At 73.5% G+C, this 14,510-nt stretch carries 11 protein-coding genes and 1 pseudogene; 5 read left to right on the top strand and 7 right to left on the bottom strand.

What is annotated here, in order from left to right:
• Positions 1 to 23 precede the first annotated feature (23 nt).
• The 6 genes from Z164_RS0102180 to Z164_RS0102155 all read right to left on the bottom strand — a co-directional run bounded on the left by Z164_RS0102180 (position 24) and on the right by Z164_RS0102155 (position 10,081).
• Positions 24 to 2,738 carry a hypothetical protein gene (locus Z164_RS0102180; RefSeq protein ID WP_160170674.1) on the bottom strand — a complete coding sequence of 905 codons (2,715 nt, stop codon included), beginning with the start codon at positions 2,736 to 2,738 and terminating at the stop codon, positions 24 to 26.
• A gap of 364 nt (positions 2,739 to 3,102) precedes the next feature.
• On the bottom strand, positions 3,103 to 4,992 hold the full coding sequence (locus Z164_RS23055) for an N-acetylmuramoyl-L-alanine amidase (protein ID WP_024889105.1): 1,890 nt from the start codon (positions 4,990 to 4,992) through the stop codon (positions 3,103 to 3,105).
• 205 nt (positions 4,993 to 5,197) lie between these two features.
• Complete coding sequence (gene lpdA, locus Z164_RS0102170; protein WP_024889104.1) at positions 5,198 to 7,027, bottom strand: dihydrolipoyl dehydrogenase; 1,830 nt, start codon at positions 7,025 to 7,027, stop codon at positions 5,198 to 5,200.
• On the bottom strand, positions 7,027 to 7,305 hold the full coding sequence (locus tag Z164_RS0102165; protein WP_024889103.1) for a hypothetical protein: 279 nt from the start codon (positions 7,303 to 7,305) through the stop codon (positions 7,027 to 7,029). The genes lpdA and Z164_RS0102165 overlap by 1 nt, the downstream gene beginning before the upstream one ends.
• 21 nt (positions 7,306 to 7,326) lie before the next feature.
• Positions 7,327 to 9,075, bottom strand: coding sequence for a dihydrolipoyllysine-residue acetyltransferase (gene aceF / locus Z164_RS0102160; RefSeq protein WP_024889102.1), 1,749 nt, complete (start codon positions 9,073 to 9,075; stop codon positions 7,327 to 7,329).
• A 250-nt stretch (positions 9,076 to 9,325) separates the two neighbouring features.
• Positions 9,326 to 10,081: a DUF2884 family protein gene (locus Z164_RS0102155; RefSeq protein ID WP_024889101.1), complete on the bottom strand. Its 756-nt coding sequence runs from the start codon at positions 10,079 to 10,081 to the stop codon at positions 9,326 to 9,328.
• 268 nt (positions 10,082 to 10,349) lie between these two features.
• Here Z164_RS0102155 and Z164_RS0102150 point away from each other — a divergent pair, with 268 nt between their 5' ends.
• Positions 10,350 to 10,973, top strand: coding sequence for an OmpW/AlkL family protein (locus Z164_RS0102150; RefSeq protein ID WP_024889100.1), 624 nt, complete (start codon positions 10,350 to 10,352; stop codon positions 10,971 to 10,973).
• A gap of 96 nt (positions 10,974 to 11,069) precedes the next feature.
• Here the strand turns inward: Z164_RS0102150 and Z164_RS0102145 are convergent, their stop codons facing one another.
• Entirely contained in the window at positions 11,070 to 11,990 is a 921-nt protein-coding gene (locus Z164_RS0102145) for a DMT family transporter (RefSeq protein ID WP_081770020.1), read from the bottom strand.
• Positions 11,991 to 12,110: 120 nt separating this feature from the next.
• Here Z164_RS0102145 and Z164_RS19820 point away from each other — a divergent pair.
• The 4 genes and pseudogenes from Z164_RS19820 to Z164_RS0102125 form a co-directional block, all read left to right on the top strand.
• Positions 12,111 to 12,446 (top strand): annotated as a pseudogene (locus Z164_RS19820) (aquaporin); the annotation flags it as partial.
• A 1-nt stretch (position 12,447) separates the two neighbouring features.
• Positions 12,448 to 13,047: a DUF1415 domain-containing protein gene (locus Z164_RS19815; RefSeq protein ID WP_043689003.1), complete on the top strand. Its 600-nt coding sequence runs from the start codon at positions 12,448 to 12,450 to the stop codon at positions 13,045 to 13,047.
• Positions 13,048 to 13,144: 97 nt separating this feature from the next.
• Positions 13,145 to 14,113 (top strand): cation diffusion facilitator family transporter, encoded by a 969-nt coding sequence (locus tag Z164_RS0102130; RefSeq protein ID WP_024889098.1) that lies wholly within the window; start codon positions 13,145 to 13,147, stop codon positions 14,111 to 14,113.
• On the top strand, positions 14,110 to 14,415 hold the full coding sequence (locus Z164_RS0102125; RefSeq protein ID WP_024889097.1) for an ArsR/SmtB family transcription factor: 306 nt from the start codon (positions 14,110 to 14,112) through the stop codon (positions 14,413 to 14,415). Before Z164_RS0102130 ends, Z164_RS0102125 begins: the two co-directional genes overlap by 4 nt.
• Positions 14,416 to 14,510 lie beyond the last annotated feature (95 nt).

Genomic DNA, 14,510 nt, shown 5'->3' with positions numbered 1-14,510 from the left:
GTTGGCGGACGCGGGCGCTTCGCTCACTCGCGCAGATAGCGTCCACCGCCCTCGGACGGCACCAGCGCATCGCCGTCGACGACGAGTTCCATGGACAACGGCTGTCCGGCTTCGGCCTGCGCCGCGATCCAGGCCGGGTCCAGCTCGATCACGAACCGACGATGCCACTGTGCTTCGACGTCGGGCTCGAACACCGCGATGAACGCCTGCGCGCGATCGCGGTAGTGCACGGCCACGTGCCGCACGGGGCCGTCGAACTGCAGCGGCCCGGTGTACGCGCCGACGTCCGCGGCCATCTGGCCCGGATCGCCGTACACCGCCACCTGGACGTCGTTCACCTCGCCCCCGTCGATGCGCACGGACACGGTCAACGGCGCCTGCGGATCGGCCGCCTCGGCGCGCAGCCGCCCGGGCGGCCGGGCCTGCGTCGAGGGCCCGTCGCTGCGCAGCCGCAGCCGGTCCCCGTGCACGCGCCACTGGCCCTGGGCGTAGAAGCCGGCGGGACCGTAGAGCAACGCGTATTCGAAACGGCCGTCCGGATGCAGCCGCAACTGCGAGCCCGTCATGCCCGGGCCGGAGAGCAGATAGAACCCGGCGCGCGATGCGTCGATGCGCCCCCGTAGCGCCGGCCTCCGTGCCGCCTCCGGCCCGCCTCCCAACAGCGCGGAAAGCTGCGGCAGGAGCGGATAGGCCTCGATCGCCGGATCGGAATCGGAGGTCGGCAGGCTGGCGATCCGGGCGCTGAGCGTCTCGGCCATCCAGCCGGCCGGCGGAAAGCCCAGTTGCGTCACGCCCTCCAGCGCCAAGGCCCGCCATGTGGTGCCGCGCGCGCGGCAGGGCGCGTCGTCGCGCGCCAGTCCGATCGAGCGCATGCGCTGCCAGGCGCCATCTCCCACGGTGAGCAGCCGCGCCATCTGCCGGCCCGCGTGGTCCCCGGCGGGGCAGAAGCCCGACAGGTCGGACGGGGCGTGCCGCAGCACCCAGTCGCGCATCCCGCGCCGGCTGTCGTCCATGGCCAGCGCAGCAAACGTGTCCTCGTACCCCAGCACGGCGGTGTCGGCGCCGGCCTGGACCAGCTGCCGCACCTGCACCATGTCGCCGCGACGAATGGCCAGCGTCAATGCGTATTGTCCGTCCTCGTCGCGCGCGTTGGGATCGGCGCCGCGCTCGAGCAGGGCGCCCACCAGCGGCACCGACACCGGCGCGCGAAGCGCGGCGATCACCGCCGGCGTTTGCGGGAGGCCGTCCGTGCCGGCCTCCAGCGGCAGCCCGCCCTCGATCAACCGCAAGGCCAGCGGGACGGGAAGTTGCATGAACGCTCCGGTAAGCCAGACACCCTCGGCGCGGGCCGGGTCGAACCCGGCATCCAGGAGCGCTTCCACCACCACGGGATCCAGCTGCGAGGCGTTCAGCGCCTGCGTCAGCGGATGCGCCGATGCGCGGCGATCCGGGGCACGCGGCGCGGCGTCGAACGCCCGGATCCTGCCCGGTCCGAGCGCCTGCAGCATCAAGCGCAGCGATCGATGATCCTCCTCCTGCAGACGCTGCGCTTGCGACGGGTCGGCCTGCGGGCGGCCGGGAAGCGGCCGCACGGCCCACATCAGCGCCGGCTCGGCACCCGCCAGCGGATCGGCGCCATGACGCAGCAACAGCGCGACCAGGTCCGGCCGCCGGGCCTTGACCGCCACGCTCAGCGGCTGCTCCATGTCGTCGGCCGCGGAGATCACCGGCGCGCCCAGTTCGATCAAGCGCTCGACCAGCGCGGCATCGCCGGCATGGAGGGCATGGCCCAGCAAGGTCTGGCCGCGCGGAACGGCCTGCCAGTGCGCACGCGCCGGCGCGTCGTCGAGACCGGCGCTCCTCTCCAGCGGGCCGCGCCAGCTCCAGTCCAGATCCGCGCGCAGCAACGCGTCCAGAAGGGCCGCGCGCAGTGCGGCATCGGGCTCGTGGACGGCCCATATCGCCGCGTCGGTCCAGGTGTCGAGGCTGGCCCTGCCGCTGCCGTCGGGATCGGACGCGGTACGGCGCTGGGCATGCGCCTGCAGCCACCGCGCGCCGTCGAGATTGCCCGCGCGCACGGCACGCGCCAGCGCGCTGACATGCGCCGCATCGACGGCGGGCAGCGTGCCGCTGCCGGCCATGACCTGCATGATCTCGGCACCGACGGTCAGCTCCGCCAGCCGGGACCACAGGGCCTGGCCGGCATCCAGCCGGGACCATGGGCGCGGCGCGCCGGCGCGCATCAGCGCCAGCAGCATGCGCGTGCGCTCGGGCGGATCGACCAGCTCCGGCAGGCCCCGGCGGCGCAGGAAGTCCTCATGGTCCAGCGCGAATTCCGCAGGCATCTTGCCTTCGTCGCCGTCCGGCTGGCCCGGGTCGGCGCCGTGGTCGAGCAGCAGCTGCACGATGCCCGCGTCGCCGAACACCATGGCCAGGTGCAGCGGCGGCATCCGCGAGTCATCGGCGATGTCGGACACGCTGGCCCCGGCAGCCAGCGCGCGCTCGAGCATGCGCGCGCGCGCCGGCAAGGAAGCGCGATGGCGCGCCTTCAGCTCTTCGACCGCCGCCTCATGCTCGCCGCGGGCGAAGGCTTCGAGGGCCCGCGGGTCGGGTGTCAGGAGCGCGGCGGTCAGCGAGCGGGTCTCGACGGCCAGCGCATCGACGTCGGCCACACCGTCGAGCCACTGGGCGAAGCGCGTTTCGTCGGCCTGAGCGGCCGCCTCGAACAACGCCGTCACGCGCCGGTCGGGTTCGACCTCGTATGCGCAGGGCGCGCAGCCCGCCCGCGCCGATACGGGCAGGCAGGCGCCGCACACTGCCAGAGCGAGCACCGCGACCGCGATTCTGGGCGGGAACGCAGGCACCTGGACAGGCATCGACCTCTACGCTTGTTCGTGAACGACGGGCGACGATGGCCATCGTCGCCGCGGCGGGACGTTACCACGAACGCCCGCGCGCCTCACGGCCGCGCCGCGATACGCCGGGGACGAAGATGCCTGGGATGCGCCGCACGGGCGCACCGCCGATCGATGCCCCGCGCGGCCGGCCCGGCCCGAGCGGCCGCACGAACGACGCCGGAACGCCCGCGCGTAGGCACCCGGCTCAATTGCGGATCTGCACGTCGTCGATGTAGACGTTGACGTCGAAGCTCGTCTGCGCGCGGTACAGCCAGATCGCGTCGAGGGTCACGCTGGCGGCGGTGATCGCGCCGTTGGCGTTGCCGACCCAGGGGTCCCACTGCGCGGCGTCGGTCAGGCTCCACTCGAGGTAGGTCCACTGGTTGGCCGGCAGGCTGCGCGCGATCGAGCGCTCGGTGCCGTCGCTGTCGTCGATGCCCACCGCCAGGCTCATGCCGCTGCCGCCCGACCACGCCCAGAAGCCGATGCGGCCGTTGGCGCGCGCCAGCGCGGCGTTGCTGCCGGGGTTGCCGCTGCCCGACAGCAGGCGCACCGCCCAGTTCGCCGAGGACGCGGCGTCGTCGCGCAGCCACACGCGCAGCGAGCAGTTGCCGTTGCGGCGGGTGGTGCAGTCGCGCGTCGCGCTGGAGGCGGTCGAGATGCCGGTGGTGCTGCCCGAGTACGCGGGCTGCGTGTTGAAGCGGCCGACGCCGCTCTCGAATCCGTCCAGCACGCGGGTGGCGCCGCCGCCCCCGCCGCCGCCCGGGTTGAGCAGGTCGTAGTAGCGGCTCCAGTTCCAGTTGATGCCGGGATCGGTATGGGTCTGGCCGCTGTAGTGCTGGTGGCCCTTGATCCGCACGCTGTCGGGCAGCACGTTGATGCCGCTGCTGGGCGCGCCCCGGTAGGCGCTGCTGCAGGCGATGGCGCTGTAGCGCGCGCACCAGTGCCGGACCAGCGCGGCCGAGGCGTCGTACATCGCGCTGGTGTACCAGCTCGCGTTGTCGACGTAGCCCTCGTGCTCGATGCCGAGGGTGTAGCTGTTGTGGTTGCGCACGTGCCAGGCGGTGTGCGCCTCGCGCACCATCTGCGTGACCTGGCCGTCGGAGCTGCGGATCACGTAGTGCGCGCTGACGCCGGCCGCGGCGTTCTTGAACCAGGAGATGGTGCCGGCGTAGCTGCCCTGCGCGGTGTGCAGGGTCACCGCGCCGACCGCGGCGCTGCGCGAGGCGCTGTAGTTGGACGCGTGCGCCGGGCTCCAGATCGCCGGGCCGTAATCGGTGCTGGCCGGCCGCATATCGGGCGCGGTGGCGGCCTCGCGCCGCACCAGCCGCTCGGCCACCGGATCGAGCGCGTAATCGGCGGTCTCGATGCGGTCGCGGGTCGCGTCCAGGCGCACGAACGGCGCGTTGAGCAGCACCAGCCGCTCGGCGTCGAACGCGCGTTCCCATTCGATCGGGCGCACCGGCACGCGGATGCCCTGGTCGTCCACGCCGCGGTCGAGCGCCAGCAGCACCTCGAAGGCGAAGCTGGCGCGCGCGTGGTCGTCGATCGCGCTCTTGCCCTGCGGCGCGCCGAAGCCGGCGTAGCGCGCCAGCGCCTGCGCCAGCCCGGCCACGTCGCCGCCGTCCACGCCGCGCAGTTCGCGGTCCAGCAGCGCTGCGGCCGCCAGCACGTTGGCGGCGGGATCGGTGCGGATGCGATCGGCCGGCAGGCCCAGCAGGGCCGCCGCCTCGCCCACCTGGTCGGCGAAGCCCTCGCCGGCGTACAGGCCCATCACGCCCCAGGCCGGCGGCACGTGGTGATGACCGGCATCGCCGCCGGCCGCCGGCCGCAACGACTGCCAGCGGCTCTGCGCGTAGGCCAGCGCCTCCAAGGTGCCGCGCGGGATGCGCGGATAGGCGGCATAGGCGCGGCGGAACAGCGCCGGGAAGCGCGCGCGCTCGCGCTCCAGCGCGCCGGCCTGCGCGGCCTGCAGCGCCGCCGCCTCGCGTTGCGCGGGGTCCGCCGCCGCGCTGTCGGTACCGGCGGCCTGCGCCGCCTGCCAGAACGCACAGCCGGCCACGCACAGCGCCGCCCACCGGATGATCCTCTTCATCGTCCCGTTCCCCTCGCGCCGCGGCGCCCTGGCGATCCCCCCTGGATGGCCCGGCCTCCGGATTACCGCGCGCGGGGCGACGCGCGCAACCGCCGCGGAGGGCGGGATGCGCGAACTGCGACTCCCGCCACAGCCGCGACGGGCCGCGCGCGCGTTCATCCGCGCCGCGGCCTGCGCGCGCGCTGGGCCGTCGCCCGGCGCCGGCCTACTTGCGCTTGGGCAGGTAGAGATCGGTGATGGTGCCGTCGTAGACCTCGGCCGCCATGCCGACCGACTCGCTCAGCGTCGGGTGCGGGTGGATGGTGTGGCCGATGTCGGCCACCTCCGCGCCCATCTCGATCGCCAGCGCGGCCTCGGCGATCAGGTCGCCCGCATGCACGCCGACGATGCCGGCGCCCACGATGCGGTGGCTCGCCTCGTCGAACACCAGCTTGGTGAAGCCCTCGGTGCGGCCCAGGCCGATGGCGCGGCCGCTGGCCGCCCACGGGAACTTGCCGACGCCGACCTTGAGGCCCTTGGCCTTCGCCTCGGTCTCGGTGATGCCGACCCAGGCGATCTCGGGGTCGGTGTAGGCGACCGACGGGATCACCCGCGCGACCCACTCCTTCTTTTCGCCGGCGGCGACCTCGGCGGCCAGCTTGCCCTCGTGGGTCGCCTTGTGGGCCAGCATCGGCTGGCCGACGATGTCGCCGATGGCGAAGATGTGGTCGACGTTGGTGCGCATCTGCCGGTCGACGTCGATGAAGCCGCGCTCGTTGACCCGCACGCCCGCCTTGTCGGCGTCGATCTTGCGGCCGTTGGGGCTGCGCCCGACCGCCACCAGCACGCGATCGTAGACCGTGGCCTCGGGCAGGCTGTCGCCCTCGAAGGCCACCTCGATGCCGCGCTTGGCCGCCTTGGCCTCGACCACCTTGGTCTTGAGGTGCACCGACACGCCCTGCTTCTTCAGCCGGTCGGCCAGCGGCTTGACCAGGTCCTTGTCCGCGCCCGGCATCAACTGGTCGGCGAGTTCGACCACGGTGACCTGCGCGCCCAGCGCGCGGTAGACCGTGGCCATTTCCAGGCCGATGATGCCGCCGCCGACCACCAGCAGCGACTTCGGCACCTCCGCCAGCTCCAGCGCGTCGGTCGAATCCATGACCCGCGGGTCGTCCCAGGGGAAACCCGGCAGCTTCAGCGCCTGCGAGCCGGCGGCGATGATGCACTGCTCGAAGCGCACCAGCACGGGCTTGCCGTCGGCGCCGGCCACCTCGATCTCGTTCGGCGACACGAAGCGGCCGCTGCCCTGCACCACCCGCACCTTGCGCTGCTTGGCCATGCCGGACAGGCCCTTGGTGAGCTGGCCGACCACCTTCTCCTTGTAGGCGCGCAGCTTGTCGAGCGCGATCTTCGGCCGCCCGAAGTCGACGCCGTAGTCGCTGGCGTGCTGCGCCTGCTCGATCACGTCGGCCGCGTGCAGCAGCGCCTTGGAGGGGATGCAGCCGACGTTGAGGCAGACGCCGCCCAAGGTGTCGTAGCGCTCGATCAGCACGGTATCCAGGCCCAGGTCGGCGGCGCGGAACGCGGCGGTGTAGCCGCCGGGGCCGGAGCCGAGCACCACGATCCGGCATTCCACGTCGGCCTGGCGGCCGGAGGCCGGGGCCGGCTTCAGCGGCGCGGGCTCCGGCGGGGCGCGGTGCGAGGTCGGCACCGGCGGCTTCGAGGGACCGGGCGCCGCCGGCTTCGGGCCGTCGCCGGCCGATGCCTCGCCGCGGCCGCCCTCGCCGGACGCGCCGGGGGCGTCGGTCTCGGCATCCTCGGTCTCGATCACCGCGACCACGGTGCCCTCGGACACCTTGTCGTCCACCTTGACCCGCAGCGCCTTCACCGTGCCCGCGGCGGGCGCCGGCACCTCCATCGTGGCCTTGTCCGATTCCAGCGTGACCAGGCCCTGGTCCTTCTCGACGCGGTCGCCGACCGCCACCAGCACCTCGATCACCGGCACGTCGGCATAGCCGCCGATGTCGGGGACGTTCACTTCCTGGGTCTTGGCCATTACGCGTTCTCCGAAGATTGTGTGCGCGGGGGACCCGCCGGCACGCCCAGGCGGCGCGCGCGGCGCAGCGCGTCGAGGTCGTGGCGGCGGTCGTTGAGGTTCTGCATCGCGCCCGCGTCGCGGGCCGCGGTCGGGTCGTCGGGGCGCAGGCCGGCGAAGGCCGCCCGCTCCGCGTTCGACGCGGCGGCGGCGACGTCGCGCGCGAACGGAACGTGGCGCCGCTCGCCGCCGATGGGCTGGCCGGCGCCGCGCGTCGGCGCGGCCGCGTCCTCAGCCATCGCCACGGCCCGCGCGCGGGGTCACAGCAGCACGCGGCGCATGTCGCCCAGCAGCTGGGCGAGGTAGGCGGTGAAGCGCGCGGCGGCGGCGCCGTCGATGACGCGGTGGTCGTAGGACAGCGACAGCGGCAGCAGCAGGCGCGGCTGGAACTGCTTGCCGTCCCAGACCGGCTTGATCGCCGACTTCGACACGCCCAGGATCGCCACCTCGGGCGCGTTGACGATCGGGGTGAAGCCGGTGCCGCCGATGCCGCCGAGCGAGCTGATCGAGAAGCAGCCGCCCTGCATCTCCGCCGGGCCCAGCTTGCCGTCGCGCGCCTTCTTCGCCAGCGCGGCGGTCTCCTGCGCGATCTCGATCACGCCCTTGCGGTCGACGTCGCGCACCACCGGCACCACCAGCCCGTTGGGCGTGTCGGCGGCGAAGCCGACGTGGTAGTACTTCTTCAGCGTCAGGGTCTCGCCGGCGGCATCCAGCGAGGCGTTGAACTCTGGGAACTTCTTCAGCGCCGAGACGCTGGCCTTCATCAGGAAGGCGAGCATGGTCAGCTTGATGCCGGCCTTCTCGTGCTCCTTGTTGAGCGCGACGCGCAGCGCCTCCAGCTCGGTGATGTCGGCGTCGTCGTGCTGGGTGACGTGCGGGATCATCGCCCAGTTGCGGGCCAGGTTGGCGCCGGAGATCTTCTTGATCCGCGACAGCGGCTTCTCCTCCACCTCGCCGAACTTGGAGAAATCGACCTTGGGCCAGGGCAGCAGCGACAGCCCGCCGCCGCCAGCGGGCGCGGCCGCGGCGCCGGCGGGCGCGGCGCCGCCGGACAGCACGCGCTTGACGTACTGCTGCACGTCCTCGCGCACGATGCGGCCGCCGCGCGCGCTGCCGCGCACCTGGAACAGGTCCACGCCCAGCTCGCGCGCGAACAGGCGCACCGCCGGGCTGGCGTAGGGCACCTTGTCCGGCAGCACGGCATCGGCGTCGAAGCGCACCGGCGGCTCGCCGCGGCCGGCCGGACGCTGCTCGATCGAGGCCTCGGCGATGCGATCGGGCTTCGCGCCCGGGGAGGCGGGCTCCACGGCGGGATCGTCCTCGACGCGGGCCGGCGCCTGGGCCTGCGGCTGCGCGCCGGGCCGGCGCGCCTCGGCGGCGGCGGGCGCGGCGCCCTCGGTCTCGATGCGGGCCACCACGCTGCCGGCCGAGACGCTGTCGCCGACCTTCACCTCCAGCGACTTCACCGTGCCGGCGAACGGCGCCGGCACTTCCATCGTCGCCTTGTCCGATTCCAGCGTGACCAGGCCCTGGTCCTGCTCGACGCGGTCGCCGACGGCCACCAGCACCTCGATCACCGGCACGCCGTCGTAGCCGCCGATGTCCGGCACCACGGCGTCCTGCACCCCGCCGGAGGCCGCGGGCGCAGGCGCAGCGGCCTGCGCGGCCTTCGGCGCCGGCGGCGCGGGCGCGTCCTGCTTCGCGGCGGGCTCGGCCTTCGCCGCGGCGGGCGCCTTCGCGGCGGCATCGTCGCCCGCGCCGTCGCCGGCGTCGGGCTCGACCAGCGCGACCACGCTGTCCTTCGACACCGCGTCGCCCACCTTGACCTTCAGCTCGCGCACCGTGCCGGCGAACGGCGCCGGCACCTCCATCGTCGCCTTGTCCGATTCCAGCGTGACCAAGCCCTGGTCCTGCTCGACGCGGTCGCCGACCGCCACCAGCACTTCGATCACCGGCACATCGTCGTAATCGCCGATATCGGGGACGCGTGCTTCTTTGAGGTCGGCCATGCGGCGCTCCGCCAGAACGAGAGTAGGGGAACGCCTATTGTGTCCGCACGCGGACCCTCCGCCAACCGCGGCGTGCCGCGGGCACGCGGCGGCAGGCCGACATACGCATACGAATGGGCGCGGATCGCCGCGCCCCGCGGAACCGCCGCGGCGCGCCCGCGCGCGGGATCGGCGCTCGCCCTGCCCCCGCGACCGCCGCGGATCGTCGCTCGCCGCCCGCGCGTGGCGATGCCCCGGGGCGCGCTCCGGGTCAGTTCGAGGCTTCGGCGTCGCGCACGCGCAGCAGGTCCAGCCGGGCGCCATCGGGCGTGCGGTAATCCAGCGCATCCTCGAGCGCATCGAGCCGGCGCATGCGCACGCACAGCGCCTGCGCATCGCGCTCCAGCGCCTCAGCGCGCGGGCGGATCCGTGCGTCGATCTCCGCGTCCAGGCGTTCGAGGCGCCGCAGCCGCCCGGCGTCGCCCGACAGCACCGCCGTCGCGGTCGCCCGCACGATGTCGCCGATCGCGCTGGGCAGGGCCTCGCGCAGGCTCTGCCCCAGCGCTTCGCCGAGTTCGCCGGGCGCGAAGCGCTCGGGGCGCAGGGCGGCCTGCAACCGTCGGTCGATGCGCGCGCGCATCGCCTCGGCGTCGGCCCGCGCCTGCGCCGGATCCGCGCCGAAGCCGATCGACAGCTCGGCCAGCACGCCCAGGGCGATCCCCGACGCACTGGCGGCGATGTCGCGCACCAGCGGCACCGCCGCCCTCGCCTCGCGCTCGTACTCGGCCAGGCGGCGGCGATCCGCGGCGCTCAGCGGCACCCAGGCGTCTTCGGCGAACAGCCGGCCTTGCCGCAGGACCAGCCGGGAAGGCGTTTCCCCGGCATCGCGCAACAGGATCAGGCTGCGCTCGCGCAGGTGGAACTCCCAGTCGCTTTCGACCTCGCACGAGGGCGACGCGTCGAGGCGCTGCGCGGAGGCCGCCGCGCTGCCGGCGAGCAGGACGAACAAGACCAGCACGCTGCGCATGACGACGACTCCCGGTTGCTCCCGCGGCATGCTGCCGCGCCGCGGATGCGCGCGCCCGTGCCATCGGGCGTCGTGACCTCCGGCACCCGCGCGCCGGGAAGCCGACGCCCTCGCCACCTTCCTGAACCCGCTGAAGCGAACGTGAAGAGGGCGCGCGAAAAACGACGCGCGGGCAGAACGCGGTTCACTTCCGCGGCGCTACGGTGTGCGCGCCCCGAAGAGGGCGCTGACGACAGCGATAACAAACAAAGACTGAGGAGATTCCCCCATGACCGTGCTTCGTACTCTCACCCTGGCTTCCGCACTCGCCCTGGCCGCGACCCCGGCGCTGGCGCAGGACGGCGGCACCGCCTCCGGCAAGCGCTTTTCCGTGGTCGGCGGCGTGACCCTGCTCGAGCCGCACCACGACCCCGCCACCGGCTACGACATCGACGGCGGCCCCGCGCCGGCGCTGAGCGCCAGCTACCACATCACCGACAACTGGGGCGTGGAGCTCTGGGGCCTGGCCGACAAGGTCGACAGCCGCGTGCGCGGTCCGGAAGGCAAGGTCGGCACCATCGAGCAGCAGCCGATTGCGCTGAGCGGCCAGTACCACTTCGGCGATGCGGACAACGTGTTCCGCCCGTTCGTGGGCCTGGGCTACTACCAGTCCAACATCAGCGGCGAGGACCTGAACCCCGGCGGCGACCACATCGGCCTGACCACGCCGAAGGGCGCGATCGGCACCGTCGGCGTCGACCTCAACATCGATCCGACCTGGTTCGCCCGCTTCGACGCCCGCTACATGCGCGCGCGTTCGGACGCTCGCCTGAGCACCACCGGCGCCAACGTGGCCGAGGACATCAAGCTCGACCCGTGGACCGTCGGCGTCGGCATCGGCGCCCGCTTCTGATCCCCACCGGATCGATCCACGCGACGCAAGGCGACGGGCCCTTCGGGGCCCGTTTCCGTTTTCGCGGGCATCTGCTCCGCGCAGCCGGGCGGCGCGTTACGGCTGCGCCTCGCCCGTGCCCGCCTGCGCCACGATGCGCTCGCGCCGCATCAGGTACAGCCCGCTGGCGACGATGATCGCCACCCCGGCCCAGGTCGCGCCATCCGGCAGCACGCCCCACACGCCCAGATCCAGCAGCACCACCCAGACCAGGCCGGTGTATTCCAGCGGCGCCAGCTGCGAGGCCTCTCCGAGGCGGAAGGCGTGGGTAAGCGCCACCTGCCCGAGCGCGCCCGCGGCGCCGACGATCGCGATCGGCAGCAGGTCCGCGCGCGCGATCGGCTGCCAGTCCGGCCACGCCAGCGCGCCCGCGCCCACCGCGATCATCGCCAGGAACCAGAACACCATCGCCTGCACGCTGTCGCGCTGGGCCAGCACGCGCACCGCGATCGCGGCCGCCGAGTAGCAGGCCGCGGCCATCACCAGCACCAGGCCGGCCCGGGTGGCCGCGCCGTCGCCGCTCGGGCGCAGCACCACCAGCACGCCGACCAGGCCGAGCGCGATCGCGGTCCAGCGCCGCGGCCCCACCCGCTCGCCCAGCAACGGCACCGCCATCGCGGCGATCATCAGCGGCGCGACGAAGACGATCGCGTAGGCGGTCGTCATCGGCATGCGCGACAGCCCGTAGACGAAGCCCCACATCATCGCCACCCCGAGCGCGCCGCGCAGCAGGTGCAGGCGCCAGTGCACGCGCAGCAGGCCGCGCAGGCCGCCGCTCCACGCCACCCAGGCGAACACCAGCGGCAGCGCCGTGGCGCCGCGCAGCGCCGCCACCTGCAGCGGCGGGTAGCTGGAGGACAGCCATTTCATACCGCCGTCCATGACCGCGAACAATGCGACCGCCAGCAGCATCCACAGCGCCGCGCCGCGCGCAGAGGACGGCGGCAGGCGCGCGCGCCTGGGTTCCGAACGCGACATGCTGGGCCGGTGGGCGATCTCCGTGGACAGCCGGCAAGCATAGCGTCCGCGGTATCCGGCCGGTGGACATGCACTTAGAATCCGGCACGCCGGCGCGTGCCGCCCTTTGGGGATAACGACATGATCAAGCGACGCTCTGCCGAGTTCGTGGGCACGTTCTGGCTGGTGCTGGGCGGGTGCGGCAGCGCGGTACTGGCCGCCAACTTCGGCGGCGATGGAAACCCGCTGGGGATCGGTTTCGTCGGCGTGGCGCTGGCGTTCGGCCTCACCGTGCTGACCGGCGCGTATGCGCTCGGGCACATCTCCGCCGCGCACTTCGACCCGGCCGTCGGCCTCGGCCTGTGGGCGGGCGGCCGCTTCTCCGGCCGCGAGCTGCTGCCGTACGTCGTCGCCCAGGTGCTCGGCGCGATCTTCGCCGGCGGGCTGCTCGGCGGCGTCTTCTACGGAGGGCTCGGAGATGAGCCGCGCAACTGACCGGAGCGTCGCGACGCACGGTCCGGCGGCGGCCGGGGGTTCGGACCCGGTCGCCGCCACCCGCCGCTGGCTGGAGCGCGCGGTGATCGGACTCAACCTGTGCCCGTTCGCCAAGGCGGTGACGGTCAAGGGCCAGGTGCGCTTCGCGACGACCGAAGCGCGCACGCCGGCGGCCCTGCTCGACGCGCTGGCGGAGGAACTCGCCCTGCTGCGCGACACGCCGGCCGAGACGGTCGATACGACGCTGCTGATCCATCCGCACGTGCTGGGCGACTTCCTCGACTACAACGACTTCCTCGACGAGGCCGATGCGCTGATCGAGCGCATGGACCTGTCCGGCGTGCTGCAGGTGGCGAGCTTCCACCCCGACTACCGCTTCGCCGGCAGCGCCGACGACGACATCGGCAACTGCACCAACCGCTCACCGTTGCCGATGCTGCACCTGCTGCGCGAGGAGAGCGTGGCGCGCGCGGTGGCCGCCTACCCCGATCCCGACATCATCGTCGAGCGCAACCTGCGCACGCTCGACCGCCTGGGCCACGCCGGCTGGCGCCGGCTGTTCGAGGACGACGCGCCCGCATAGCGCGGCGGCCCCGGGACGCGGCCGCGTCGGCCCGCGCCAATTGAATACATAAACATATGTAGATAGGATTACGCCTATCGCCCCCGCGCCCGCCGCCATGACCGCGCACGCCGACCACGATCACGACCACCGTCACGCCGGCCACCACCACGACCACGCGCCCGCGGTGTCGGCGCGCAACGAAAAGGTCGTCCTGACCGCGCTGGTGCTAACCGCCGGCTTCATGGTGGTCGAGGTCATCGGCGGCCTGCTCTCCGGCTCGCTGGCGCTGATCGCCGACGCCGGCCACATGCTCACCGACGCCGCCGCGCTGGCGCTGGCCTGGGCCGGCTTCCGCATCGGCCGCCGCGCCTCCGACGCCCGCCGCACCTTCGGCTACATGCGCCTGGAAGTGCTGGCCGGCCTGATCAACGCGCTGACCCTGTTCGCGCTGGTGGCCTGGATCTTCTGGGAAGCGTTCCAGCGCCTGCGCGCGCCCGGCGAGGTGCTGGCCGGGCCGATGCTGGCGGTGGCCACCGTCGGCCTGCTGGTCAACCTGGCGGTGTTCTGGATCCTGCATCGCGGCGACCGCGACCACGTCAACATCCGCGGCGCGATGCTGCACGTGCTGGGCGACCTGCTCGGCTCGGTGGCGGCGATCGCGGCGGCCATCGTCATCCACTTCACCGGCTGGATGGCGATCGACCCGATCCTCTCCGCGCTGGTGTGCCTGCTGATCCTGCGCAGCGCCTGGTCCCTGCTGCGCAGCGCCTTCCACATCCTGATGGAGGGCGCGCCGCCCGACCTCGACCTCGACGCGCTGCGCCGCCACCTGCTGGATCAGGTGCCGGGCGTGGCCGGCGTGGCGCACGTGCACGTGTGGTCGATCACCTCCGGGCGCACGCTGGCGACGCTGGAACTGGGCGTGGCCGAAGGCGCCGACCCCGGCGCGACGGTGGCCGCGGTGAAGCATGCGCTGGCCGAACGCTTCGGCATCGGCCACACCACGGTCGAGGTGATGCACGCGCCCGCACCGGCCTGCGCGCTGGAGCCGGCGGCGCACGGCGACCACGGCGGCCGCGCATGACGTCCGCCGACGACGCCCGCGTCGAGACCATCGCCGCCACCTATCGCCTGCTCGGCGACCCGACCCGGCTGCGCGTGCTGCTCGCCTGCCTGGACGGCCCGATCGCGGTCGGCGACATCGCGCGCCGGATCGGCGCCTCGCAACCGCTGGTGAGCCACCACCTGCGCCTGCTGCGCGGCGCGCGGCTGGTGCGCGGCGAGCGCCGCCAGCGCCAGGTGCTCTACGCCACCGCCGACGCGCACATCCGCGACATGCTGACGGACATGCTGGAACACGCCGCCGAGCCGCACGCCACCGAGTAGGCGCGCGCCGCCCCGCGCTTTCCCCATCCACCCGAGCGCCATGCGCGCGCATTCTGCGCGTAACGCGCCCTTGCCGGTCGCGGCCGCAGACTGAC

Origin of the sequence: Luteimonas huabeiensis HB2 (assembly GCF_000559025.1) — a bacterium.
Lineage (GTDB): Bacteria > Pseudomonadota > Gammaproteobacteria > Xanthomonadales > Xanthomonadaceae > Luteimonas > Luteimonas huabeiensis.
Note: the sequence above shows the minus strand (reverse complement) of the source record. Positions and strands in the feature narration are given on the sequence as shown.

What these genes read in the sequence shown, in the direction of transcription:
- Z164_RS23055 (WP_024889105.1), bottom strand. Translation starts at nt 4,992, where the DNA reads ATGAAGAGGATCATCCGGTGGGCGGCGCTGTGCGTGGCCGGCTGTGCG.
- lpdA (WP_024889104.1), bottom strand. Translation starts at nt 7,027, where the DNA reads ATGGCCAAGACCCAGGAAGTGAACGTCCCCGACATCGGCGGCTATGCC.
- Z164_RS0102165 (WP_024889103.1), bottom strand. Translation starts at nt 7,305, where the DNA reads ATGGCTGAGGACGCGGCCGCGCCGACGCGCGGCGCCGGCCAGCCCATC.
- aceF (WP_024889102.1), bottom strand. Translation starts at nt 9,075, where the DNA reads ATGGCCGACCTCAAAGAAGCACGCGTCCCCGATATCGGCGATTACGAC.
- Z164_RS0102155 (WP_024889101.1), bottom strand. Translation starts at nt 10,081, where the DNA reads ATGCGCAGCGTGCTGGTCTTGTTCGTCCTGCTCGCCGGCAGCGCGGCG.
- Z164_RS0102150 (WP_024889100.1), top strand. Translation starts at nt 10,350, where the DNA reads ATGACCGTGCTTCGTACTCTCACCCTGGCTTCCGCACTCGCCCTGGCC.
- Z164_RS0102145 (WP_081770020.1), bottom strand. Translation starts at nt 11,990, where the DNA reads ATGTCGCGTTCGGAACCCAGGCGCGCGCGCCTGCCGCCGTCCTCTGCG.
- Z164_RS19815 (WP_043689003.1), top strand. Translation starts at nt 12,448, where the DNA reads ATGAGCCGCGCAACTGACCGGAGCGTCGCGACGCACGGTCCGGCGGCG.
- Z164_RS0102130 (WP_024889098.1), top strand. Translation starts at nt 13,145, where the DNA reads ATGACCGCGCACGCCGACCACGATCACGACCACCGTCACGCCGGCCAC.
- Z164_RS0102125 (WP_024889097.1), top strand. Translation starts at nt 14,110, where the DNA reads ATGACGTCCGCCGACGACGCCCGCGTCGAGACCATCGCCGCCACCTAT.